This window comes from Kribbella sp. NPDC055071 (assembly GCF_053608045.1).
On the sequence record NZ_JBSGUS010000010.1, the window covers coordinates 33,443 to 53,341 of the forward strand.

The following is a 19,899-nucleotide window of genomic DNA, read 5'->3' on the forward strand; positions in this document are numbered from 1 at the left end:
TGGTGCTCAGGCCGCGTCGACGGTGTTCGGCGCGTTCACGTCGGCCGGCAGGGCGGCCTTGGCCACCTGCACGAGCGCGGAGAACGCGGCCGGGTCGTTGACGGCCAGGTCGGCGAGGATCTTGCGGTCGACCTCGACCTCGGCCAGGCGCAGACCCTGGATGAACCGGTTGTAGGTCAGGTCCTCGGCCCGGACCGCCGCGTTGATCCGCTGGATCCACAGCTTGCGGAAGTCGCCCTTGCGCGCCTTGCGGTCGCGGTAGGCGTAGACGAGCGAGTGGGTGACCTGCTCCTTGGCCTTGCGGTACAGGCGCGAGCGCTGGCCGCGGTAGCCGCTGGCCTGCTCGAGTACGACCCGGCGCTTCTTGTGGGCGTTGACTGCCCGCTTCACGCGTGCCATGAGGTGTTACTCCTTGTGTTTCTGCGCCGGAGACGGACTACGCCCACTCGGCTGGATGTTCGGGGGAAGGGCGGGGGAGGCTGTACAGCGCCTCAGATGCCGAGAAGCTTCTTGGCCTTCTTCGCAAACGACGGCGCGACCTCGACGGTGCCGGACAGGCGACGCTTGCGCCGGCTCGACTTCGCCTCGGCGAGGTGGCGGATACCGGTCTGCTCGCGGCGGACCTTGCCCGAGCCCGTGATCCGGACGCGCTTCTTCATCCCCGAGTGGGTCTTCATCTTCGGCATGGCTGGTGTGCTCCTGAGTTTCTTTCGTTGACTCGATCGTCGGATGACTTGCTCCGGCAGCCACCCGGCGGCCGGAGCGACTCGTCACTCCGGGTCGAGGTTGTCTGCCGGACCCTTCGGCTTCTTGGTGGCGCCGGCGGCGCGCTCGGCCTCGTGTGCCTGAACCTGCTCGGCGCGCTCGACGCGCTCCGCTTCGACTTCGGCTTCACGCTCGGCCTGCTTCTTCGCCTTCTCGGCTTCCACGTCCACGCGCGCCTCGGACTTCTTCTTGTGCGGTCCGAGCACCATGATCATGTTCCGGCCGTCCTGGCGCGGCGACGACTCGACGAATCCGAGCTCGCTCACGTCCTCGGCCAGCCGCTGCAGCAACCGGAACCCGAGCTCGGGCCGGGACTGCTCGCGTCCACGGAACATGATGGTGATCTTGACCTTGTCACCGGCACGCAGGAACCGAACGACGTGACCCTTCTTGGTCTCGTAGTCGTGCGGGTCGATCTTCGGCCGCAGCTTCATCTCTTTGATGACGGTGTTGGTCTGGTTCCGGCGTGACTCGCGCGCCTTCTGCGCGGTCTCGTACTTGTACTTGCCGAAATCCATCAGCTTGCAGACCGGCGGGCGTGCCGTGGCCGCAACCTCGACCAGGTCGAGATCAGCTTCCTGTGCCAGCCGAAGTGCGTCTTCGATCCGGACGATGCCTACCTGCTCACCGTTCGGTCCGACCAGTCGCACCTCGGGAACGCGGATGCGCTCGTTGACGCGCAGTTCAATGGTGATGGGTCCTCCTGGGTTGTGCTCTAGTTACTGGTGCCACCTCTGACCACCCGAGCGCCCCTGGAAAACACGAAGGCCCTCGTGCGATCACACGAAGGCCCAATTCCCAGATCGACGGCTGCCCGATTCCAGGTACGCCGTACGATCGCTTCGATTCTCCGGATCTCCTCCAGAATCTCTCAGCGTTGACCGGGACCCGCCGACTCTTCATCGACTGGGTGGGAGGTGGCCCTCCGCTTAGACTTGAACCATCGGGTCGTCCTGAGTATTCCGCTCAGGGGTCACCAACGGACCAGGTCGGTCGCCATGTAAGAGTAACAGCATGACCGACCCGGATGCCACTTCGCCCGATCCCCTGTCCACGGTGTCGCGCGACATCGCCGACGTACCCAGCGTGGAGATCATCTCGACGGCGGCCCTGCACCTGATGAGCGCCGCCGCCGTCAACCTGGGCCTGGCCGAAGACCTCCCCGACCACAAGGATCTCGACGAGGCCCGCTCCCTGATCGAAGCCCTGGCCGGCCTCCTCGACGCGGCCGCCCCCAGCCTCGGCCACCACCACGCCGCCCCCCTACGCGACGGCCTCCGCTCCCTGCAGTTGGCCTTCCGCGAATCCTCGGAGATCCCCGACGCCCCCGGCACCGGCCCAGGCGAAAAGTACACCGGCGAAGTCCACCCCACCGCCACCCACCGATAGCAGTCAGTCCATCGAGGCGAAGAAGGCCAAGAGTCCTTCGGGAGCGTTGGGGGCGAAGAAGAGGTCGATGTTGTCTGCGGATTCTTGGGCGGCGGTCTCGGCGCGGGGGAAGAGGGCGGCTTCGTACGTCGTGAGGGCCGTTTCGGTGTCGGGGTGAGCGATGAGGGCGGCGGCCAGTTCGGCGCCGTCTTGCATGGCTAGGTTGGCGCCCTCGCCGGCGAAGGGAGACATGACGTGGGCGGCGTCGCCTAGGAGGGTTACGCCGGGGACTCGCTTCCACTGGTGACCGATGGGGAGTGCGTGGATCGGGCGCGGGACAGGTTCTGTGTCCGCCTCGCGGATGAGCCGGAGGAAGCGGTCGTCCCAGCCCGCGAACTCGGCCTGCAACGACTCCCGGGTGAGTGGCTTCGTGGTCCACTCGAGGTCGGTCAGGAGTGCGGAGTAGATGTGCAGGCGGTCCGGCTGCCGGTGCGCGAGGAACCCGCGCCCGTTGCCCAAGGCAAACATCGAGCCGTTGCCGACCAGCTCGGCGCTCTCCGGGTGCCGGGCCGGATCGATCAGGTCCAGCTCGGCGAACGAGAGGCCTGAGTACACCGGGGTCGCGTCGGAGACGAGCGGACGGACCTTCGACCAGGCACCGTCGGCGCCGATCAGCAGGTCAGCGGTGAAGGTGCTGTCGTCGGCCAGCCGGACCTCCCAGCCGGAGTCCCCACGCTGCTCGGAGATCTCGACGACCTTCGAACCCCAGCGGATCATCCCGTCGGGCAGGCTGTTGAGCAGCAGGTCGCGCAGGTCGCGGCGATGGACCTCGGGGCGGCCGTTGTCCGCGCCGCCCTCGCCCTCGTCCTCCGACCGCAGGAGTACGGCGTCCCGGTCGTAGATCCGCATGCTCTGGCCACCCGGCATGATGAGCGGCAGGAAGTCGTCGTACAGGCCGGCTGCCCGGAGCGCGGCCTGTCCGGACTCCTCGTGGATGTCGAGCATGCCGCCCTGCGCACGAGCGGTCGGCGACGCGTCCAACTCGTACACAGCCGCGTCGATCCCGTTCACATGCAGCACTCGCGCGAGCGTCGACCCACCGAGCCCCGCCCCGATGATCGCCATCGAATGATGCGTACCCATGACCGTTCTCCTTCAGTCTGTGGAGTGCCGAGCACAGCACGGATCCGCCGAATCCCTCCGGACCGCCGCGCTCCTTTGACAAACCGTAACGAACATGTTCGTAACGATCAAGTTCGCCAGCTGCCTCAGGCGCATCCCGGCGTCGAACACACAACCCCCCGATTCGACACGATCCGCGAAATCGGCGGGCGCCGACATTCCGCCGAGATCGAAGGGGTTGCGCGGCACTCGCGGCGACGAGAATGTGACACCGCGCGACCGCCCTGGCCCTGACAACCCGACCCAGAAAGGAACCGTCGCGCCGAGACATCCGCGCCGCCCGTACGCGATGACTGAAAGGTGAATGACACAGTGCGAACCAGAACGCTGAACGCGATCGTGGCGGCGACCGTCATCTTGAGCGGTGGTTCGACCACCCAGGCAATGGCCGCACCGGCCCGCGTCTGGTGGGAGAGCTCCCATTACCCGAACGAAAACAACTGCGTCGCATCCAAGAACCAGATGGAAAAATCCTTCTGGGTCCAGCCGATGGGCAGCCAGTGTGACCGCAATGACGACGGCACCTTCATGTACTACTGGTACGAGTAAAGGAGTATCGCGGGATGCGGAAACGAATCTTGATTCTCGCTGTCGCGGCCTGTGCGGTCATCAGCGCCGGCCAGGCACACCCGACACCAGCAGCAGCGGTCACGCAGCATGTCAGCGCGGACTACCCCACCGAAGACCACTGCGTGGTGGCCAAGCGTCAAATGAGCGAGGCCGGATACCACGTCTCCCCGGCGTGGTACGACGATGAATGCGAGCGGGACGCCAAGGGCTATTTCTTCTACTGGGACGAGTGAGCAGAGTCAGGCGAGCCTCGTTCCATGCAGGTCGAACAGGTTGCAGCAGCGTCACGGCGGCGGGATCGTTTCGGAACTAGGCCGGTCCGATCAGTCGGAGGTGAACAAGCGATGCGAAGAAGAACGGTAGGTGCGATCGTCATGGCGTCCTTGGTCGTATGCGCGGTGGCCGCCGGCCAGGCGTCCGCACGACCAGAGACTGAGCACGAGAGCGCCGCCTATCCGAACGATGTCAACTGCGTGGTGGCCAAGAATCAAATGGAACGTGCCGGCTACTACGTCATTCCAATTAGCCAGTACTGCATCGAGAACGGCCAAGGAAAATTCCAGTTCTTGTGGTACGACTGAGCCAAGCTCTGAGCGCTGGTGTGGCCATTTCTCGTGAGCCGCTCGTGGCTCCCGGCGCGGGTTCCGGGAGCCACGACGGACACGGAGATCTAGCCCTTCACGGCGCCTTCTTCGACGCCTTTGAAGAAGAAGCGTTGCAGCGTCGCGAACACGATCACGATCGGGATGAACGCGATCATCGTGCCCGCGGCGATGAGCCGGGGGTTGTTGCTGAACGTGCCGGACAGGTACTGCAGACCGACGGTCAGGGTGTACTTGTTCGGGTCGGTGAGCACGATCAACGGCCAGAGGAAGTCGTCCCACGCGCCGATGAACGCGAAGATCGCCACCACACTGATCGTCCCGCGCACCGACGGCAGACCGATGTAGACAAAGCGCTGCCACGCGTTCGCACCGTCCACGATCGCGGCATGGTCGACCTCGATCGGCAACGACCGGAACGCGTTGTACATCAGCAGCACGTTCAGCGCGCCGATCATGCCGGGCAGCGCGACACCGAACAGCGTGTTGGCCAGCCCGAACTCCCGGACCGTCACGTACTGCGAGATGATCGTGACCTCGCCCGGCAGCACCAGCGTCGCCAGGAACAGCCCGAGCACGAGCTTGCGTCCCCAGAACTGCAAGCGGGACAAGGCGAATCCGGCCAGCGACGCACCGAGGACGTTGCCCCCGACAACCAGTACGGCGACCACGATCGAGTTCCGGGCATAGTCCCAGACCGGGATCGTGTCGGTGACTTCCTTGTAGTGGTCGAACGTCGGCTGGGACGGCAGCAACCGGGGGATCCGGGTGTAGATGTCCTCCCCGGATCCCTTCAGCGACGTGGACAGCTGCCACAGGAACGGCCCGATCGTGATCAGCAGCACGAACGCCAGCAGCAGGTACCGCACGACCTTCTCGCGCGGCGAGATCGAGTTGAACCCGAACGATCCCCGCCGCCGCGGCGGCCTACCACCGGCGGCGGCGACGACCGGCCGGGCCGGATCGGTCATGACGGTCATGCCTCAGCTCCCCGGCGGTTGAGACGTGCCAGCACCAGCATCGGTACGACGGTCACGAAGAACAACACGATCGACAACGCCGACGCGTACCCGAGGTTGCCCTCGAAGCCCTGGCTGTACTGCTGAATCAGCATCACCACGGAGTTGTCCCGGCCGCCCGGACCACCCTTGCCACCACTCAGGATGAACAGCTCCGAGAAGACCCGCAGCGCCGACACCGAGATCAGGATCGAGATCAGGATCATCGTCCCCCGCACTCCCGGGATCGTCACGTAGAAGAACCTCCGCAACGGTCCGGCCCCGTCGACCGCCGCCGCCTCGTGCAGCTCGCGTCCGACGTTCCCGAGAGCGGCCAGGTAGATGATCATGTAGTACCCGAGCCCCTTCCAGATCGTCAGACTGATTGCGCTGAGCAACAACAGCCACTGGTCGGACAGGAACGGCAACGGCCCCGAGATGAACCCGAGTTTCTCTGCGATCCCGTTCACCAAGCCACGGTCGTCGAGGATCCACTGCCAGATCAGCGCGACGACGACGGCCGACGCGACCACCGGTGTGTAGAACGCGGTCCGGAAGAACGTGATCCCGGGCAGCTTCTTCTCGACCAGTACGGCGAGCAGCAGCGGCAGGACGGTCAGGAACGGCAGGCAGACCACCATGTAGATCACGCTGTTCAGCAGCGCCCACCGCAACTGCTCGTCGTGCAGCAGCGTCTCGAAGTTCTTCAGCCCGACGAAGTGGCCGCCGCCGATCGGTCTGGCGTTCGTGAACGACAGGATGACGGTGTTGATCGACGGCCAGAGGTTGAACACCAGCAACCACGTGAGTGCTGGGATCACCAGCACCCACGGAGTGAACCAACGGTTGTAACGCATTACTGCGTGAGAAGCTGGTTGGCCTTCGCCACCGCCGCGTCGAGGGCCGCCTGGGACGTGATCTTGCCCGAGATCGCGAGCGAGATCTGCTGCCCGATGAAGTCGTTGGTGGCGCCGCTGATGATCGGCGGCGTCAGGTTCTTGGCCTTGGCCAGCGACTGGAACGCGAGCACCTTCGCGTCGCTCTCCGGCGTCCCGTCGCTCTTGGAGAAGTACGGGTCCGAGGCGGACGCCTTCGTGGACGGGAAGATGTTCACGATCTTGGCGAACGCGGCCTGGTTCTCCGCGTTGGTGACGAAGCGGGCCAGCGCGATCGCGGCGGCCTGGTTCTTGGTCTTCGCCGAGACCGACAGGCCCTGCACGTACAGCGGCGGGGTGTCGAGCGCGGGCGACGGGACGACCTTGCCCTTCAGCGACGGGTTGTCCTTCTGGAAGTCCTGGATCGCGTTACCGCCGCCGGTGGTCCAGGCGACCTTGCCCTGGGTGAAGAGCTTGGAGTTGCCCAGGTACTCGTTGGTCAGGATGTCGCGCGGCATGTACCCGGACTTGTAGGCCTCGCGGTATTTGTCCAGCAGCGCGGCGGCCTCAGGGGTGTTGAAGGTGAACTTCTTGCCGTCGTCGGACAGGATCTTGACCCCGGCGTTGGTGAAGTCGCCGATGCCCGGCAGCCGGCTCATCAGGTACTCCTTGCCGCCGGTCTTGTCGTGCATGACCTTGGCGGCCGCGAGCAGCTCGTCGAAGGTCTTCGGCGGGTTCTTCACGTCCAGCCCGGCCGCGGCGAACTTCGTCGCGTTCCAGTAGTCGATGTCGGTGTTCAGGTACCACGGGTAGCCGAGCGTGCCCTCGATGCCCGGGTACTGGTACGCCTGCACGCCGCCCTCGACGTACTCGTCCTTGATCTTCGGATCGGCGGCACCGACGTCGAGCAGCATGTTCTGCTTGGCCAGCGGAAGGGCGAAGTCCGGCGGCAGGTTCACCACGTCGGGCAGCTGGCCGGCCGACGCCTGGCTCAGCACCTTCTTGTCGTAACCGTCGCCCGGCTGGTCCAGCCAGGTCACCTTCGTGCCCGGGTACTTGGTCTCGAAGGCCTTGATCACGTCGTTGACGTACGACGTGAACTTCGGCTTCAGCGCCCATGTCTGGAAGCTGACCTCACCGGTCACCTGAGCGCTCGCGTCGACGGTCGGCTTGGCGCCGCTGTCGCCGGAATCGTCGGATCCGAGGCCGCAACCAGCCAGTGTGAGAGCGGCGGCGGCAAGTGCGGCCACCGGCGCCAGACGGCGTCTACGCATGAAATCTCCTGGGCTTGATAAACCGGTATAGCTCCTGCACTATCCACATCGTAGAATCCGCTGTCAAGGGGAGGTGACGACTATGGCCAGACCGACGATCGCCGACATCGCGCATCGCGCCGGGGTGTCCAAGGGCGCGGTGTCGTTCGCGCTGAACGGGCGGCCCGGGGTCAGCGAGGCGACCCGGGAGCGGATCCTGAAGATCGCCGAGCAGATGAGCTGGCGGCCGCACAGCGCCGCCCGGGCGCTGGGCGAGGGCCGGGTCGACTCGGTGGGCATGGTGATCGCACGGCCGGCGCGGACGCTCGGGGTCGAGCCGTTCTTCGCGCACCTGCTCTCCGGCGTGCAGTCCGGCCTGTCCGCGCAGTCGATCTCGCTGCAGCTCCTGATCGTCGAGGACACCGCGACCGAGCTCGAGGTCTATCGCCGCTGGGCGTCCGAGCATCGGGTCGACGGCGTGATCCTGGTCGACCTGACCGTGAAGGACCCTCGGGTGGAGGAGCTGAAGGCGCTCGAGCTGCCCGCCGTCGTGATCGGCGGTCGCGGCGGGAAGGGCGCGCTCGCGTCCGTCTGGGCGGACGACCGGGACGCGATGCTGTCGATCGTCGAGTACCTGGCCGCCCTCGGCCACCGCCGGATCGCGCACGTCGCCGGCACGCCGGTCTTCCAGCACACCCAACGCCGGATCCGGGCGCTCCGCGACGCCGCACCGCGGCTCGGGTTGATCGATGCACCCTCGCTGACCACCGACTTCAGCGACGCCGAAGGCGCGGCGATCACCCGCAAGCTGCTCTCCCAGGCCGACCGCCCGACCGCGATCGTCTACGACAGCGACGTGATGGCGGTCGCCGGGCTCGGGGTCGCGATGGAGATGGGCGTGACGGTCCCGGGTGAGCTGTCGATCGTCGCCTTCGACGACTCGATCCTGACCCAGCTCATGCACCCGGCGCTGACCGCGCTCTCCCGCGACACCTTCGATTTCGGCCGCCAAGCCGCCGAGGTTCTGCTCGAGGTCATCGCCGACCCCACCCAGGTCATCAACCGCCGCACCGCCGACCCCGTCCTGACCGTCCGCGAGTCGACCGCTCCCCCGGCGTGAGCTCGCGCTCGCCCGGCGTGAGCTTGCCGTACGTTCCTAAACCGTTTTAGCATCGGCCGCATGCTCTCGGATCCTGTCCTGCCGCGCTTCGGTGCGAACCACGTCCCGTCGGCCGGCTGGTTCTACAGCTGGCTCGACTACGACGGCGACGCAGTACGGCGGGACTTCGCGGACCTGGCCGGCCTCGGCCTGGACCACGTCCGGGTGTTCCCGGTGTGGCCCTGGATCCAGCCGAACCGGGCGATCATCCGTGCGCGCGCGATCGAGGATCTGCTGGACACGATCGACGCCGCCGCGGAGCACGGGCTCTCGGTCGCGGTCGACCTGATCCAGGGTCACCTGTCCAGCTTCGACTTCCTGCCGTCCTGGGTGCTCACGTGGCACAAGGCCAGCCTGTTCGAGGATTCCACGATTCGTGACGGGCTCACGTCGTACGTCGATGCCGTGGCGCGGGCGGTCGCGACCCGGCCGAACGTCTTCGCGATCACGCTCGGGAACGAGGTCAACAACCTCTGGCCGGACAGTACGACGACGCCCGCGAGCTCGACCGCGTGGGCGCAGGAGCTGCTGACCACCGTGCAGAAGGCGGCGCCCGACGTACTCGCGCTGCATTCGCTGTTCGATGACGCCTGGTACAAGGCGGACCACCCGTTCCACCCCGTTGATGTCGTGGAGCTGGGTGACCTGAGCACTGTCCACTCGTGGGTTTTCAACGGGGTCTCACGGGTGGACGGTCCCCTCGGACCAGCCACGCTCACTCACGCCGACTACCTGGTCGAGCTCGCCAGGGCCACCTCGCTCGATCCCGAACGACCCGTCTGGTTGCAGGAGATCGGCGTACCGGGTCCGGACATCCCGGTCGACCTGCAGGCCGAGTTCACCCGGCGAACCGTCGAGACGGTCCTCCCGAACCCCGCCCTGTACGGCGTGACGTGGTGGTCCTCGCACGACATCGATCGCCGACTCCTGGACTTCCCGGACCGCGAGTACGACCTCGGCCTGTTCACCGTCGACCACCAGCGCAAGCCGGCCGCCCAGGCGCTGGCGGAGGTGATCGCTGACGTAAAGCAGAACGGCGTCCCCCGGCAACCGGTCGCCACGACGCTGACCGCGCCGTTCAACCTCCGCACCGAGCCGGATCGCCGGCCGGAAGTTGCCCCCGGCAGCGAATTTCATCGGCGCTGGGTCGAGGCCCGATCGGCGGGCCCGGTGCGGATCGTCCTGCCCTGATCAGCTGGTCAGGAGCTGCCGCAACTCCTGGTTGACGTTCGCGCCCGGAGTCGAGTCGTAGTTGCCCAGATGCACTGCGGTCCAGCCGCGGCCCGGGTACCACTCCGCGCTCGTGCTGACACCCGGTGCGCCGCCGAGATGTCCGGTGATCAGCGTGCCGTTGAGGATGGCGCTGTCCGCGCCGTACCCGACGAAGTTGAGGATCTCCGGCAGCCCGGGCTTGGGTGGCAGCGCCGGCATCGCGAACTTCGGGGTGACGAACACGTCGCGGTACGTCGTGCTCACCAGCGTGCCGTCGTTGAGGGACCGGACGAACCGGACCAGGTCCGCGGCAGTCGCGAACGCGTTGCCGGCCGGGGTCCCGATGAATCCGAACATGTTCCCGTCGAGAGCGTCGTACCGCTTGCCGGCCGCATCAGTCGGGTACGGATGGGCGAACCGGCGGTCGGTCCGCCACTGGGTCAGAGTGGTGAAGTCAGCCGACGCCATGCCGGCCGGGCGGAAGACGTGCTTGCGGACGAAGTCGTAGTACGACTCGCCGGAGATCTTCTCCACGATGGAGCCGAGCACGTGGAAGCCGGAGTTGCTGTACTTGCTGTCGGTGCCCGGCGCGAAGGCGAGCGACTCGGTGCGGATGAAGCGCAAGGTGCCGTCCATCATCTGCCGAGGCGTCGTCCACGTGGACGATTCCTCGAAGTACCCGGCGAGCTGCATGTAGTCGCCCAGACCGGACGTGTGGGTGAGCAGATGATGGATCGTGACCTTGTCCGCGACGTCCGCGGCGAATCCGGTGAGGTATTTGCCGATCGGATCGACGAGGTGCAGCGAGCCACGCTGGGCGAGTTGGGCGATTGCCATCGCGGTGAACAGCTTCGTCACCGAGGCGAGGCAGTACCTGGTGTCGGCCCGGTTCCGTACGCCGTTCTTCTGATCCGCGTAGCCGATCGAGCGCGACACGACCGGGCGACCGTCGCGGGTCACCAGGACCGTGCCGGCGAACCGGTCCTCGGCCGCGAGCCGGTCGAGATACTGGTCGAGCTCGCCGCCAGGACGCAGCGCCGCCGGGGTCCCACCGCCGGCCGCCGCGGCGGGAAGGGCCCAACTGCTTCCGACGACGGCCGGCGCGACAGCCAACCCGGTCCGGCCTAGGAACGAACGCCTGCTCTGGTGTGCCAACGGAGTTCTCCTCACGTGATCGATGACCAGTGAGATCCAACCCGCCGGGCTGTTTCCCCAGCGTTACCGCTTGGCGATCAGTACCTCGATGCCGTCGAGGATCCGGGCCAGGCCGAACTCGAGGTCGTCGTCGAGGCCGTCCTCGTACTCCTCGTTCGTGTACATCGCGGTCAGCATCGGATAGTCGCCCTCCATCAGCCGTGGCACGAGGAACCGGCCGACCTGCTCGGCCTGCACGGGCGTGTTGTCGGAGGCGCCGAGCTGCCTGGCCAGGATCGCGTAATTGCGCGCGTACCCGTCCAGCAGCACCAGGCAGCCGAGGTTGTCGTGCTGGCTCAGGCCCGTCTCGTCGAGTGACTGGAGCATGACCTCGGCCCAGCGCATGGCGTTCGGCGTGAACGGCGCGCCGCGGATCGGGACGTCGAGGAGCCACGGGCGTTCGGCGTACATCTCGACCTGCGCGGTGACCCATTTGGTCGCCGCCGGACGCCACCCGGCCGGAAGCTCGGGCGGTTGGCCGATCGCCTTGTCGTGGACCAGCACGATCAGCTCGTCCTTGGACCGGACGTAGCGGTACATCGCGTTCGTGCTGACGCCGAAGCGAGCCGCGATCCGCTGCAGCGAGATCGCCTCGAATCCGTGCCGATCACCGAACTCGATCCCGGTCGCCACGATCAGATCGACCGACAACGCCGGCTTCGGCCCGCGCCGCTGCACCGGCAGCACACCCCACGACAGGGCCAGCCCCGGCGGCAGTTCTCCGCGGTCTTCGGTCATAGGTCCCATCTTGGCGTACGACGGCGCCGACGCAGAGGGGTGTTAGCCCTACCTCGAAACGGGTCCTGGACACACCGCGGAGGAAACTGTTCAACCCATACGCTGTTTCTCGCCAGGGCAATGAACCCCCGAAAGGAACTCCGATGAAAACCACGATTTTCGACCCGCTCCTGCTTCCGGACCAGGTCACGCTGAGCGAGAACGACCGCCGCGCCGCCATCGCCAAGCTCGACCACGCCGTCCGCCAGGGCACCTTGACCCCGCCCGAGGCGAGTCGGCGCCAGGACCTCCTGCTCACCGCCCGAAGCCGCGGCGAACTCCACCAGATCCTGGACGGGATCGAGAACGCGACTCCGCCCCGCGGGCTGACGGCGGCGCTGCGAGGCTTCAGCGCACTGTGGCTGATCACGTGCGTCGTCCAGTTCGTGATCTGGGTGACGCTCGCCGCCTTCGGCCACTTCGACTGGCCGTGGTGGCTCTGGTCGGACATCGGCCTCGGCCTGGTCGTCGCCATCCTTTGGTGGACCAACGAGAGCTACCACCGCAAGTCCGACGTACTGGCCGTGCGATGAACGCGCCCGTCCAGCTCACCGACGTCCGTAAGGTCTACGGCACCGGTCCCAGCGCGGTTACCGCGCTGGCCGGTGTCACCTACGGCTTCGAGGCGGGCTCCTTCACCGCAGTGATGGGCCCGTCCGGATCCGGCAAGAGCACACTGCTCCACTGCGCAGCCGGTCTCGACTCCCCCAGCTCAGGTGACGTGTACCTGAGCGGCCAGCCCCTTCGCGGCCTCAACGAGACCGCACTGACCGAACTGCGCCGTGAGCACGTCTCCTTCGTCTTCCAGTCCTTCAATCTGATGCCCGCGCTGACTGTGCGGCAGAACGTCGTACTGCCGCTCACGCTGGCCGGGAAGGCGCCGGACAACGCGTGGGTGACCGAAGTGATCCAGCGCGTCGGTCTCGGCGAGCGCACCCGGCACCGCCCGAGTGAGCTGTCCGGCGGTCAGCAGCAGCGGGTCGCGATTGCTCGGGCGCTTGCCGGGCGGTCCGCGATCACCTTCGCGGACGAGCCGACCGGCGCCCTGGACACAGTCACTGCGCTGGAGGTGCTCGCGTTGCTCCGCGACCAGGCGCGCGCTCTCGGCCAAACCATCGTGATGGTCACCCACGATCCCGTCGCGGCGTCGTACGCCGATCGGGTCGTCTACCTCGTGGACGGCCAGATCGTTTCCGAATCCACCCATCCGACCGCCGAGGACGTTGCCGCGGAGCTCGCGCACCTCAGTGCAGGTCGTCTTACTCGTTCGGAGAGCTGACTCATGTTCCGCCTTGCCCTCACCACGCTGCGGTACCGGACCGCCGCATTCCTCGCGATCTTCATCGCGGTCCTGCTCGGCAGCGCGCTTCTCAGTGCGGCGGGCGGACTGCTCGAAACCGGACTCCGCCTGAATGCACCGCCCCAGCGCCTCGCTGCCGCACCGATCCTGGTCGCCGGCGACCCCGCCTACCACCCAGCAGACGGCTCCGGCTCGGCTGCGTTCTTCGAACGCCACTCCGTCGACGCCGCCCTCGCCACCAAGCTCGCCGGTACGGCGGGAGTCGCCAAAGTGATCGCTGACCACAGCTTCCCCGCGGTGGTGACGCCCGGCGGTTCGGAAGTGCTGAGCGGCCACGGCTGGTCCTCGGCCCCGCTCACGCCGTACCACCTGACCGCGGGCAGTGCGCCGCGCAGCGGACAGGTCGTGCTCGACCAGCGCCTGGCCGGATCGTCCAAGCCGGGCGACCAGGTCTCCGTGACCGTCCGTGGCGAACCGCAGTCGTTGACCTTGGCCGGAATTGCGGCACCCGAGCACGACGTCGACGTACCGTCGGTCTTCTTCGCCGACGCCGACGCGACCCGCTTGGCGCCCGAAGCTGATGCGATCGGTGTCTTCCCGACCGCAGGAACCTCGGCCAAGAATCTCGCGAAGCGACTCGCGTTGCCGGCCGGCATCAAGGCCTACACCGGCGACGACCGAGGGGTCGCGGAGTACAGCGGCATCGCGACGAGTCTTCCGCTGATCATCATGTCCGGCGTCTTCGGTGGGATGGTGGCCGTGGTGATGGCACTCGTGGTCTCGGCCACGATCGGGCTGTCGGTCCGGCAGCGGCGGCGGGAGCTGGCGTTGCTGCGGGCCAGCGGCGCAACGCCGAAGCAGGTCGGCAAGATGGTGATCGCGGAGACCATGGTGGTCGGCGTGATCGGCCTGATCCTCGGCCTGGTCTGTGGCCGGACCGCGGGCCACTGGATCTTCGGCATGCTCGCCACCGGCGGGATCGTGCCCACGCAACTACGCCTCGACCAAGGTCCACTCCCGTTCGCCGGCGCCGCAGTACTGACGTACGTCGTCCTCCGCGTGACCGTCGGTTTCGCAGCCGGTCGAGCGGCTCGCATCCGCCCGATTCAGGCGTTGGCCGAGGCCGCCGTCCCCGAAGTGAAGCTGGGACGGATCCGGCTGATCATCGGCGCGGTGTTCGCCGGAGCCACGGTTGCGATCGCGCTGTCGACGCCGTTCATGGGCCCGGCCAACGCCGCGGCGATCGGGGGGCCGGCGGGTCTGACCGGATCGATCGCGGTCGCGATTCTGGCGCCGATGGTGATCCAGCGGGCGCTGGTGCCGCGGGTCACGGCGCTGATCGAGAAGCGCGGGACCAGCGGTGTCCTCGCCGCGATCAACCTGCGCGTCCGCGCGGTGCAGTTCGCCGCGATCCTGATCCCGATCACGATCGCCACGAGCATTGCGCTCGGCAACATCTACTCCCAGACCACGCAGGAGAAGGCCGCGATCGACGCGTACACCGGCAACCTGTCCGCGGACGCCGTCGTGACCAGCACCTCCGGTGGGATCCCGGCCTCGCTCGCCAACGCCGTACGGTCGCTGCCCGGCGTCACCGCGACGTCCGAGCTGGTCCGTAGCAAGGGGTGGATCGAGGAGCCGTACGACAAGTCGCACACCACCGACGCGTGGCCGCTGCTGGGGCTGAACGGCCCGATGTACAAGGGAAAGGTGAAGAAGGGGTCGCTGGACGACCTGACCGGGAACACTGTGGCACTTCCGCCGGGTACGGCGAAGAAGCTGAAGGTCGACGTGGGATCGGAGATCGGCCTGCGGCTCGGTGACGACAAGCTCGTGAAGGTCAAAGTGGTCGCGCTGGCCGAGGGTCCGTCCGGATACGAATCCGTGCTGTTGCCGTCGGCTCTGCTCGCCGCGCACACGACCACCGGCCTGCCGAGCCAGCTCCTGCTTCGGACCGAGAAGCACAAGGTCCCCACGGCCGATCTGTCGAAGTGGCCGGGGGCAACGATCGGTGACCGGGCTCAGCTCAGCGCGGGGTACGACGCGGGGCTCGGAGTCGACGCCTGGATCGGGTACCTGCTGGCCGGGATCGCGGTTGCCTACACCGCGATCGCCTCGATCAACACGATCGCCGTGGCGGTCCTGGATCGGCGGCGAGAGTTCGGTCTGCAGCGGCTGACCGGGTCGACGCGGCGTCAGGTACGGCGGATGCTCACACTCGAGGGTCTGGTCATCGCGGCACTCGGTCTCGTGCTCGGGCTGGTCGCGGCCGCGTTCACGGTGCTCCCGATCGCGGTCGCGACGCGTGGCTGGCCGCTCCCGTCCGGACCGGTGTGGATCGGGTTCGCCTGGATCGCCGTGGTCCTCCTGCTCGTCCTGCCCACTACCGCGGTCACGGGCCGGATCGCGATGCGTCCCAAGCCGATGGACGCGCTCAGCTCACCCGTTGGCTGATTCGACCCACGCGTAGCCGCCGTCTTCCAGGCGAATCACCTGGAGGCCGGCGGCCAACCGCCGTAAGTCGTCGGTTTCGATCACGCCGGTCGCGGGACCGGCGATGTCGAGGACGATCGCGGCGGCGCCTTCCTGGATGGCCGCGGTCGCGACCACCGCCGTCTGCGCCGGCATCGGACGCGCCTCGGGACTCCAGCGAGCGAGGCTTTCGGTCCCGGTGAAGGCGAGGAGCGCGTTCCGGCCGTCCTGGCCCTGGAGGAGCGCGACGGCCATGTCCGACGTCTTGTCGTGCGCCAGGCCGTCCTCGCCGTACTCGACCTCGCCGAGCACAGCTACCACCGGCACCAGCAGGCGTGCCTTGGTCAGCGCGGCCAGCATCGCGCCGTCGTCACCCTGCGCGAGCGCCGCGGCCAGCGCGGAGTCAGCCGACCCGTCGTCGTTGTCGAACCCGGTAAACGCCAGTCGCCGCTGTGGTTGCACCCGTCTATTCTCCCCGCCTGCCCCCGAACCAGGTTTCAGGGTGGCTTCAGGGCTCTTCCCCGCTTGGTTCCGGCGGGGACTGTGCGAGCCTGGACATGTGCCTACTTACGACGCTTCGACGCTACTGCCGCTCTGCGCAGGCTTGACGCTGCTCGGACTGATCGGCTCGTGGTTCGCCTGGCGACGCCGCGGGATCGCCGCAGGGACGCGCGGGGTGGCCTGGTCGCTGCTGCCGGTGTCTCTGTACATGACCGGTCTGCTCAAGGTGCTCTGGGAGGTCGTGCGATCGGTCGTGAGCTGGGCCGCCCACCTGATCTTCTCGCCGACGGTGTGGGCCGGGGTCGCGCTCTTCGGCGTCTCGGTCGTGCTGTACGTCGTCTCGGGCGTGGCCCGGGGCCGGCGCGGCGACGCCCCCAAGACTCAGAAGAAGCCAACGGGCGAGCTGACCACGACGGGTCCCGCACCCGCGTCGGCCACCCCCGCCAAGGCTGCCAAACCCGCGAAAGGCGCGGCCAAGCAGCAGGACTCGTCGGAGTTCGACGAGGTCGAAGACATCCTGAAACGCCATGGAATCAACTGATGACCTGAGCGGAGGGGTGGGAAAGGAACCGAACGACATGGCCGCTGACTCCGGCGTGAAAAGTACTCCCCTGACCATCGACTCGCTGCTCGACAACGTCCAGGCCGGCCCGCCGCACCTGGGCCGGACCCGGCTGATCGGCATCGACGGACCGGCAGGATCCGGCAAGTCCACCCTCGCGGCGAGCGTCGCGGCCCGGGCCGAGGCCCGCGGACTGCGCACCGCCGTCATCCACATGGACGACCTGTACGACGGCTGGACCGGCGCAACCCGGGGATTCGGGCTGCTCCGCGACCACGTCCTGCAGCGGATCGCCGACGGACGCGAGGGCCGGTACCGCCGCTACGACTGGAACGTCGGTGCGTACGCCGAGATCCACGTCGTACCGGTCACCGTCGAGCTGCTCATCGTCGAGGGCGTCACCTCCTGCGATCGCGACGCCGCTCACTGGCAGTCCTTGCGGCTCTGGATCGAGACGTCCAACCAGGTCCGCCTCGACCGCGGTATCGAGCGCGACGGCGAGGCTTTGCGCGACCACTGGCTCGAGTGGATGCGCTGGGAGCGTGATCACTTCGCCGACCAGGCGACCCGCTCCCGGGCGCACGTGATCGTCGACGGCGACCCGTCGACGCCGCACGACCCGACGCTGGAGATCATCGCGAAGTCGGTCGCGCTACCGCATCACGACTCCGCCGCGTCCTGAAGCCCGTCCCACGACCACTGCGGTACGTCGAGGCCGTCGGCGATGTCTTCGGACCTGTGCCGGTACATCGTGGTGAACGTCGCCCAGGCGAAGTAGTCGTGCAGGACCTGGCGGAGGCGGGGATCGGCGAGTCCGCTGTCCGTCATCGCCTCGTCGAAGCAGGCGATCCCCCGGTAGTTCATCTCGTCGTGCTCGCCGTTCCCGCTGTGCAGCCGCTCGACCGATGCCTCGCTACCGTACGTCTCCGAGTACGCCGATGGTCCGCCGAGCGCCTCCGCCCAGTACGCCGCCAAGCGCTCGACGTGGTCAGGTTTGGCCCCGCCGTGGAACGCGTGACTGACGATCTCGTCGGCCATCACCCGCACATGCCACGCCTGCGCGAGCCGCTGTAACCCCTCCATGCCGCCTGCTGCTTCGTAGACCGTCTCCATGGTGGTCAGTGTCACACCGATGGCCGACAGTTTTCGAGACGTGAGCGGACATGGGCTCGTTCGGGCTCCGATCCGGCCAGCTCCACCGCTCGTTCGTACGCCGTAGTTGCCTCAGGCAACCGCCCGAGCCGGTGCAGCAGGTCGGCGCGGGCGAGCGCGGCCGGGTAGTAGTCGCGAAGCCGTGGCTCGGCGGCGAGCTCGTCGAGCAATGCCAGGCCGGCCTCAGGCCCGTCGCGCAGCGCTATCGCGGCCGCCCAGTTCAGCGCGATCACCGGTGACGGGTCGATCGCGAGGAGAACGTCGTACAAAGTGACGATCTGCGGCCAATCCGTGCTTGCGAAGTCGGCGGCCTCGTCGTGGAGGGCTGCGATCGCGGCCTGCACCGCGTACGGTCCGGCGCGACCGCCGGTGAGCGCGGCAACCACCAGCCCGCGGCCCTCGGCGATCATCTCCGCATCCCAGCGGCTCCGGTCCTGATCCCCCAGGAGGACGACCGTTGCCGCGGGTCCGCTGCGGGCGTCGCGGCGGGCGTGGATCAGCAGCATCAGCCACCGCCGCGCGAGCCCGGGCACTTGGCCGCCCAGTCCAGCGAACCTCCTGTGAGCGTGTTTACAGCATCACCACGAACGGGTCCGGCCCCGATGGACAGCAGATCCGAAAAGTTTGTCAGGATGTCCGCATGAGCGTGAGGCCCTCCGGGGAGCAGTGGACGATTCAGGCCGGCGGATACGCGGCGACCGTGGTGAGCGTCGGCGGTGGGCTGCGCGGGCTCACGTACGACGGACGCCCGGTCCTGCTCGGGTACGGCGAGGACGAGCCGGCCCATGCGGGTATCGGACAGCACCTGTTCCCCTGGCCGAACCGGATCACCGACGGGAAGTACACGTTCGACGGCGTCGATCAGCAGCTCTACCTGACCGAGCCGGCCCGGCAGAACGCGATCCACGGGCTGACCCGGTGGGAGAACTGGTCGCTGGTCTCCTCCGACGCCGCTCGTCTGACCGTCGGTCTGCGGCTGCACGGACAGCCCGGGTATCCGCATCAGCTCGACCTTTCGCTGACTTATGAGTTGTCCGATCGTGGGCTGACCGTGACGGCTGCCGCGACCAACGTGGGGGCGAGTGCGGCGCCGTACGGGTACGGGACGCATCCGTATCTGAGCGTGGGTCGGCCGATCGACGAGTGTGTGCTCGAGTTCGGTGCGGATCAGTGGCTGGAGGTGTCACCGGAGCGGTTGACGCCGGTCGGGCTGGCGCCGGTGGACGGTTCGCCGTACGACTTCCGGGGCGGGCGGGTGATCGGATCGCTCGATATCGACAACGCCTTCACCGGGCTGGGCGGTGGGACCTGGACGGTTTCACTGCGGGATCCGGAGAGCGGGGCGAAGTCGGTGCTGACCAGTGACACGCCGTGGATGCAGCTCTACACCGGCAGCGCGATCGGGCGTACGGCGTTGGCCGTCGAGCCGATGACGTGTCCGCCGGATGCGTTCGTCACCGGGCAGGATCTCGTCGTACTGCAGCCCGGTGAGTCACACACGACTAGCTTTCAGGTGTCGGTCTAGGACCGGCTCCGTGCGCGCGAGCCACGGCCGCCAGCTCCTTGGCGGCCTTGCTCGCGCGCCTGCCCTCGGCGGCCTGTACCGCGAGGATGCCCAGGCGGTTGCCGTCGGCATCGAACAGCTGCAACCACGCATCGCCGGAGCGGAACCTCAGCGCGGAGACCTCGTCCCAGGTGAGCGTGTAGGACTTGAAGACGTTGCGGATGCGGAGGCGGTCCGCGTACGCCGTCACCTTCAGCGTGGTCATCCGGTAGAGGATCCACAGCACGGCACCGAAGAAAGCGAGCAACGTCAACCGCTGGAACCAGCTGAACGTCGCCCGCGCATCCTCCGGCAACCGGAACCAGATCACGCTGAACACCGCGATCAACGACAACCCCATCACGCCAGCCATCAACGCCACAATCCGCGGATGGAAAGTGAACAACCGATCGC

At 67.4% G+C, this 19,899-nt stretch carries 24 protein-coding genes and 1 pseudogene; 12 read left to right on the plus strand and 13 right to left on the minus strand.

Going from position 1 to position 19,899, the window contains the following annotated elements:
• Nucleotides 1-6 precede the first annotated feature (6 nt).
• The 3 genes from rplT to infC form a co-directional block, all read right to left on the minus strand.
• On the minus strand, nucleotides 7-399 hold the full coding sequence (gene rplT / locus ACWF4Z_RS17950) for a 50S ribosomal protein L20 (RefSeq protein WP_452244180.1): 393 nt from the start codon (nucleotides 397-399) through the stop codon (nucleotides 7-9).
• Between the two features lie 92 nt (nucleotides 400-491).
• Nucleotides 492-686 carry a 50S ribosomal protein L35 gene (gene rpmI, locus ACWF4Z_RS17955; protein WP_452244181.1) on the minus strand — a complete coding sequence of 65 codons (195 nt, stop codon included), beginning with the start codon at nucleotides 684-686 and terminating at the stop codon, nucleotides 492-494.
• An 84-nt stretch (nucleotides 687-770) separates the two neighbouring features.
• Entirely contained in the window at nucleotides 771-1,460 is a 690-nt protein-coding gene (gene infC, locus ACWF4Z_RS17960) for a translation initiation factor IF-3 (protein WP_452244406.1), read from the minus strand.
• Between the two features lie 319 nt (nucleotides 1,461-1,779).
• Between infC and ACWF4Z_RS17965 the strand changes: the two genes are divergently transcribed.
• Complete coding sequence (locus tag ACWF4Z_RS17965) at nucleotides 1,780-2,154, plus strand: DUF1844 domain-containing protein (protein ID WP_452244182.1); 375 nt, start codon at nucleotides 1,780-1,782, stop codon at nucleotides 2,152-2,154.
• A 3-nt stretch (nucleotides 2,155-2,157) separates the two neighbouring features.
• Here ACWF4Z_RS17965 and ACWF4Z_RS17970 read toward each other — a convergent pair whose 3' ends face one another.
• The gene (locus tag ACWF4Z_RS17970; RefSeq protein WP_452244183.1) at nucleotides 2,158-3,276 is read right to left on the minus strand and encodes an FAD-dependent oxidoreductase; all 1,119 of its coding nucleotides are present in this window, start codon (nucleotides 3,274-3,276) and stop codon (nucleotides 2,158-2,160) included.
• A 351-nt stretch (nucleotides 3,277-3,627) separates the two neighbouring features.
• Between ACWF4Z_RS17970 and ACWF4Z_RS17975 the strand changes: the two genes are divergently transcribed.
• From ACWF4Z_RS17975 to ACWF4Z_RS17985, 3 genes are read left to right on the plus strand one after another with little or no spacing between them, the layout of a single operon-like run.
• Complete coding sequence (locus ACWF4Z_RS17975; protein WP_452244184.1) at nucleotides 3,628-3,864, plus strand: hypothetical protein; 237 nt, start codon at nucleotides 3,628-3,630, stop codon at nucleotides 3,862-3,864.
• A 14-nt stretch (nucleotides 3,865-3,878) separates the two neighbouring features.
• A complete protein-coding gene (locus ACWF4Z_RS17980; protein ID WP_452244185.1) occupies nucleotides 3,879-4,118 on the plus strand; it encodes a hypothetical protein in 240 nt (79 codons plus the stop codon).
• A gap of 24 nt (nucleotides 4,119-4,142) precedes the next feature.
• On the plus strand, nucleotides 4,143-4,466 hold the full coding sequence (locus ACWF4Z_RS17985) for a hypothetical protein (RefSeq protein ID WP_452244186.1): 324 nt from the start codon (nucleotides 4,143-4,145) through the stop codon (nucleotides 4,464-4,466).
• Nucleotides 4,467-4,555: 89 nt separating this feature from the next.
• On the opposite strand, the gene ACWF4Z_RS17990 is transcribed toward ACWF4Z_RS17985, so the two are convergent.
• The 3 genes and pseudogenes from ACWF4Z_RS17990 to ACWF4Z_RS18000 form a co-directional block, all read right to left on the minus strand.
• Nucleotides 4,556-5,467, minus strand: coding sequence for a carbohydrate ABC transporter permease (locus tag ACWF4Z_RS17990; RefSeq protein ID WP_452244187.1), 912 nt, complete (start codon nucleotides 5,465-5,467; stop codon nucleotides 4,556-4,558).
• Nucleotides 5,415-6,342 (minus strand): annotated as a pseudogene (locus ACWF4Z_RS17995) (carbohydrate ABC transporter permease). The gene ACWF4Z_RS17990 and the pseudogene ACWF4Z_RS17995 overlap by 53 nt, the downstream one beginning before the upstream one ends.
• The gene (locus ACWF4Z_RS18000) at nucleotides 6,342-7,634 is read right to left on the minus strand and encodes an ABC transporter substrate-binding protein (RefSeq protein ID WP_452244188.1); all 1,293 of its coding nucleotides are present in this window, start codon (nucleotides 7,632-7,634) and stop codon (nucleotides 6,342-6,344) included. The pseudogene ACWF4Z_RS17995 and the gene ACWF4Z_RS18000 overlap by 1 nt, the downstream one beginning before the upstream one ends.
• Nucleotides 7,635-7,716: 82 nt before the next feature.
• On the opposite strand from ACWF4Z_RS18000, the gene ACWF4Z_RS18005 reads away from it, so the two are divergent.
• On the plus strand, nucleotides 7,717-8,733 hold the full coding sequence (locus ACWF4Z_RS18005) for a LacI family DNA-binding transcriptional regulator (RefSeq protein WP_452244189.1): 1,017 nt from the start codon (nucleotides 7,717-7,719) through the stop codon (nucleotides 8,731-8,733).
• 60 nt (nucleotides 8,734-8,793) lie between these two features.
• On the plus strand, nucleotides 8,794-9,963 hold the full coding sequence (locus tag ACWF4Z_RS18010) for a glycoside hydrolase 5 family protein (protein ID WP_452244190.1): 1,170 nt from the start codon (nucleotides 8,794-8,796) through the stop codon (nucleotides 9,961-9,963).
• Here ACWF4Z_RS18010 and ACWF4Z_RS18015 read toward each other — a convergent pair whose 3' ends face one another.
• Nucleotides 9,964-11,139 (minus strand): serine hydrolase domain-containing protein, encoded by a 1,176-nt coding sequence (locus ACWF4Z_RS18015; protein ID WP_452244191.1) that lies wholly within the window; start codon nucleotides 11,137-11,139, stop codon nucleotides 9,964-9,966.
• A gap of 63 nt (nucleotides 11,140-11,202) precedes the next feature.
• On the minus strand, nucleotides 11,203-11,916 hold the full coding sequence (locus ACWF4Z_RS18020; protein ID WP_452244192.1) for a TetR/AcrR family transcriptional regulator: 714 nt from the start codon (nucleotides 11,914-11,916) through the stop codon (nucleotides 11,203-11,205).
• Nucleotides 11,917-12,059: 143 nt separating this feature from the next.
• On the opposite strand from ACWF4Z_RS18020, the gene ACWF4Z_RS18025 reads away from it, so the two are divergent.
• Genes ACWF4Z_RS18025 through ACWF4Z_RS18035 form a run of 3 tightly spaced genes read left to right on the plus strand, consistent with a single transcriptional unit; the run spans nucleotide 12,060 to nucleotide 15,709 of the window.
• The gene (locus ACWF4Z_RS18025; protein WP_452244193.1) at nucleotides 12,060-12,488 is read left to right on the plus strand and encodes a DUF1707 SHOCT-like domain-containing protein; all 429 of its coding nucleotides are present in this window, start codon (nucleotides 12,060-12,062) and stop codon (nucleotides 12,486-12,488) included.
• Nucleotides 12,485-13,234, plus strand: a complete 750-nt coding sequence (locus ACWF4Z_RS18030) for an ABC transporter ATP-binding protein (RefSeq protein ID WP_452244194.1) — start codon at nucleotides 12,485-12,487, stop codon at nucleotides 13,232-13,234. Before ACWF4Z_RS18025 ends, ACWF4Z_RS18030 begins: the two co-directional genes overlap by 4 nt.
• A 3-nt stretch (nucleotides 13,235-13,237) precedes the next feature.
• Nucleotides 13,238-15,709 (plus strand): FtsX-like permease family protein, encoded by a 2,472-nt coding sequence (locus ACWF4Z_RS18035; RefSeq protein ID WP_452244195.1) that lies wholly within the window; start codon nucleotides 13,238-13,240, stop codon nucleotides 15,707-15,709.
• Here the strand turns inward: ACWF4Z_RS18035 and ACWF4Z_RS18040 are convergent.
• Nucleotides 15,695-16,189, minus strand: coding sequence for an SseB family protein (locus ACWF4Z_RS18040; protein WP_452244196.1), 495 nt, complete (start codon nucleotides 16,187-16,189; stop codon nucleotides 15,695-15,697). The two genes, ACWF4Z_RS18035 and ACWF4Z_RS18040, sit on opposite strands and share 15 nt — an antisense overlap.
• 97 nt (nucleotides 16,190-16,286) lie before the next feature.
• Here ACWF4Z_RS18040 and ACWF4Z_RS18045 point away from each other — a divergent pair, with 97 nt between their 5' ends.
• Together ACWF4Z_RS18045 and ACWF4Z_RS18050 are read left to right on the plus strand one after the other, a co-directional pair.
• Nucleotides 16,287-16,769 (plus strand): hypothetical protein, encoded by a 483-nt coding sequence (locus ACWF4Z_RS18045; RefSeq protein WP_452244197.1) that lies wholly within the window; start codon nucleotides 16,287-16,289, stop codon nucleotides 16,767-16,769.
• Nucleotides 16,770-16,806: 37 nt separating this feature from the next.
• Nucleotides 16,807-17,472 (plus strand): uridine kinase family protein, encoded by a 666-nt coding sequence (locus tag ACWF4Z_RS18050; RefSeq protein ID WP_452244198.1) that lies wholly within the window; start codon nucleotides 16,807-16,809, stop codon nucleotides 17,470-17,472.
• Here ACWF4Z_RS18050 and ACWF4Z_RS18055 read toward each other — a convergent pair.
• Nucleotides 17,451-17,903: a globin domain-containing protein gene (locus tag ACWF4Z_RS18055; RefSeq protein WP_452244199.1), complete on the minus strand. Its 453-nt coding sequence runs from the start codon at nucleotides 17,901-17,903 to the stop codon at nucleotides 17,451-17,453. The genes ACWF4Z_RS18050 and ACWF4Z_RS18055 overlap by 22 nt on opposite strands.
• Nucleotides 17,904-17,914: 11 nt before the next feature.
• Nucleotides 17,915-18,448, minus strand: a complete 534-nt coding sequence (locus tag ACWF4Z_RS18060; RefSeq protein WP_452244200.1) for a DUF6596 domain-containing protein — start codon at nucleotides 18,446-18,448, stop codon at nucleotides 17,915-17,917.
• 134 nt (nucleotides 18,449-18,582) lie between these two features.
• Between ACWF4Z_RS18060 and ACWF4Z_RS18065 the strand changes: the two genes are divergently transcribed.
• Nucleotides 18,583-19,467: an aldose 1-epimerase family protein gene (locus ACWF4Z_RS18065; RefSeq protein ID WP_452244201.1), complete on the plus strand. Its 885-nt coding sequence runs from the start codon at nucleotides 18,583-18,585 to the stop codon at nucleotides 19,465-19,467.
• Here ACWF4Z_RS18065 and ACWF4Z_RS18070 read toward each other — a convergent pair.
• Complete coding sequence (locus ACWF4Z_RS18070; RefSeq protein ID WP_452244202.1) at nucleotides 19,445-19,858, minus strand: PH domain-containing protein; 414 nt, start codon at nucleotides 19,856-19,858, stop codon at nucleotides 19,445-19,447. The genes ACWF4Z_RS18065 and ACWF4Z_RS18070 overlap by 23 nt on opposite strands.
• Between the last annotated feature and the right edge of the window lie 41 nt (nucleotides 19,859-19,899).

Excerpts from the sequence above, each read along its gene's own strand:
- ACWF4Z_RS17990 (WP_452244187.1), bottom strand. The coding sequence starts at position 5,467 with ATGACCGTCATGACCGATCCGGCCCGGCCGGTCGTCGCCGCCGCCGGT.
- ACWF4Z_RS18030 (WP_452244194.1), top strand. The coding sequence starts at position 12,485 with ATGAACGCGCCCGTCCAGCTCACCGACGTCCGTAAGGTCTACGGCACC.
- ACWF4Z_RS17970 (WP_452244183.1), bottom strand. The coding sequence starts at position 3,276 with ATGGGTACGCATCATTCGATGGCGATCATCGGGGCGGGGCTCGGTGGG.
- ACWF4Z_RS18060 (WP_452244200.1), bottom strand. The coding sequence starts at position 18,448 with ATGCTGCTGATCCACGCCCGCCGCGACGCCCGCAGCGGACCCGCGGCA.
- ACWF4Z_RS17965 (WP_452244182.1), top strand. The coding sequence starts at position 1,780 with ATGACCGACCCGGATGCCACTTCGCCCGATCCCCTGTCCACGGTGTCG.
- ACWF4Z_RS18000 (WP_452244188.1), bottom strand. The coding sequence starts at position 7,634 with ATGCGTAGACGCCGTCTGGCGCCGGTGGCCGCACTTGCCGCCGCCGCT.
- ACWF4Z_RS18050 (WP_452244198.1), top strand. The coding sequence starts at position 16,807 with ATGGCCGCTGACTCCGGCGTGAAAAGTACTCCCCTGACCATCGACTCG.
- ACWF4Z_RS18070 (WP_452244202.1), bottom strand. The coding sequence starts at position 19,858 with ATGGCTGGCGTGATGGGGTTGTCGTTGATCGCGGTGTTCAGCGTGATC.
- ACWF4Z_RS18065 (WP_452244201.1), top strand. The coding sequence starts at position 18,583 with ATGAGCGTGAGGCCCTCCGGGGAGCAGTGGACGATTCAGGCCGGCGGA.
- ACWF4Z_RS18005 (WP_452244189.1), top strand. The coding sequence starts at position 7,717 with ATGGCCAGACCGACGATCGCCGACATCGCGCATCGCGCCGGGGTGTCC.
- ACWF4Z_RS17985 (WP_452244186.1), top strand. The coding sequence starts at position 4,143 with ATGCAGGTCGAACAGGTTGCAGCAGCGTCACGGCGGCGGGATCGTTTC.
- ACWF4Z_RS18025 (WP_452244193.1), top strand. The coding sequence starts at position 12,060 with ATGAAAACCACGATTTTCGACCCGCTCCTGCTTCCGGACCAGGTCACG.
- ACWF4Z_RS18055 (WP_452244199.1), bottom strand. The coding sequence starts at position 17,903 with ATGGAGACGGTCTACGAAGCAGCAGGCGGCATGGAGGGGTTACAGCGG.
- rplT (WP_452244180.1), bottom strand. The coding sequence starts at position 399 with ATGGCACGCGTGAAGCGGGCAGTCAACGCCCACAAGAAGCGCCGGGTC.
- ACWF4Z_RS18035 (WP_452244195.1), top strand. The coding sequence starts at position 13,238 with ATGTTCCGCCTTGCCCTCACCACGCTGCGGTACCGGACCGCCGCATTC.
- ACWF4Z_RS18020 (WP_452244192.1), bottom strand. The coding sequence starts at position 11,916 with ATGACCGAAGACCGCGGAGAACTGCCGCCGGGGCTGGCCCTGTCGTGG.
- rpmI (WP_452244181.1), bottom strand. The coding sequence starts at position 686 with ATGCCGAAGATGAAGACCCACTCGGGGATGAAGAAGCGCGTCCGGATC.
- ACWF4Z_RS18010 (WP_452244190.1), top strand. The coding sequence starts at position 8,794 with ATGCTCTCGGATCCTGTCCTGCCGCGCTTCGGTGCGAACCACGTCCCG.
- ACWF4Z_RS17980 (WP_452244185.1), top strand. The coding sequence starts at position 3,879 with ATGCGGAAACGAATCTTGATTCTCGCTGTCGCGGCCTGTGCGGTCATC.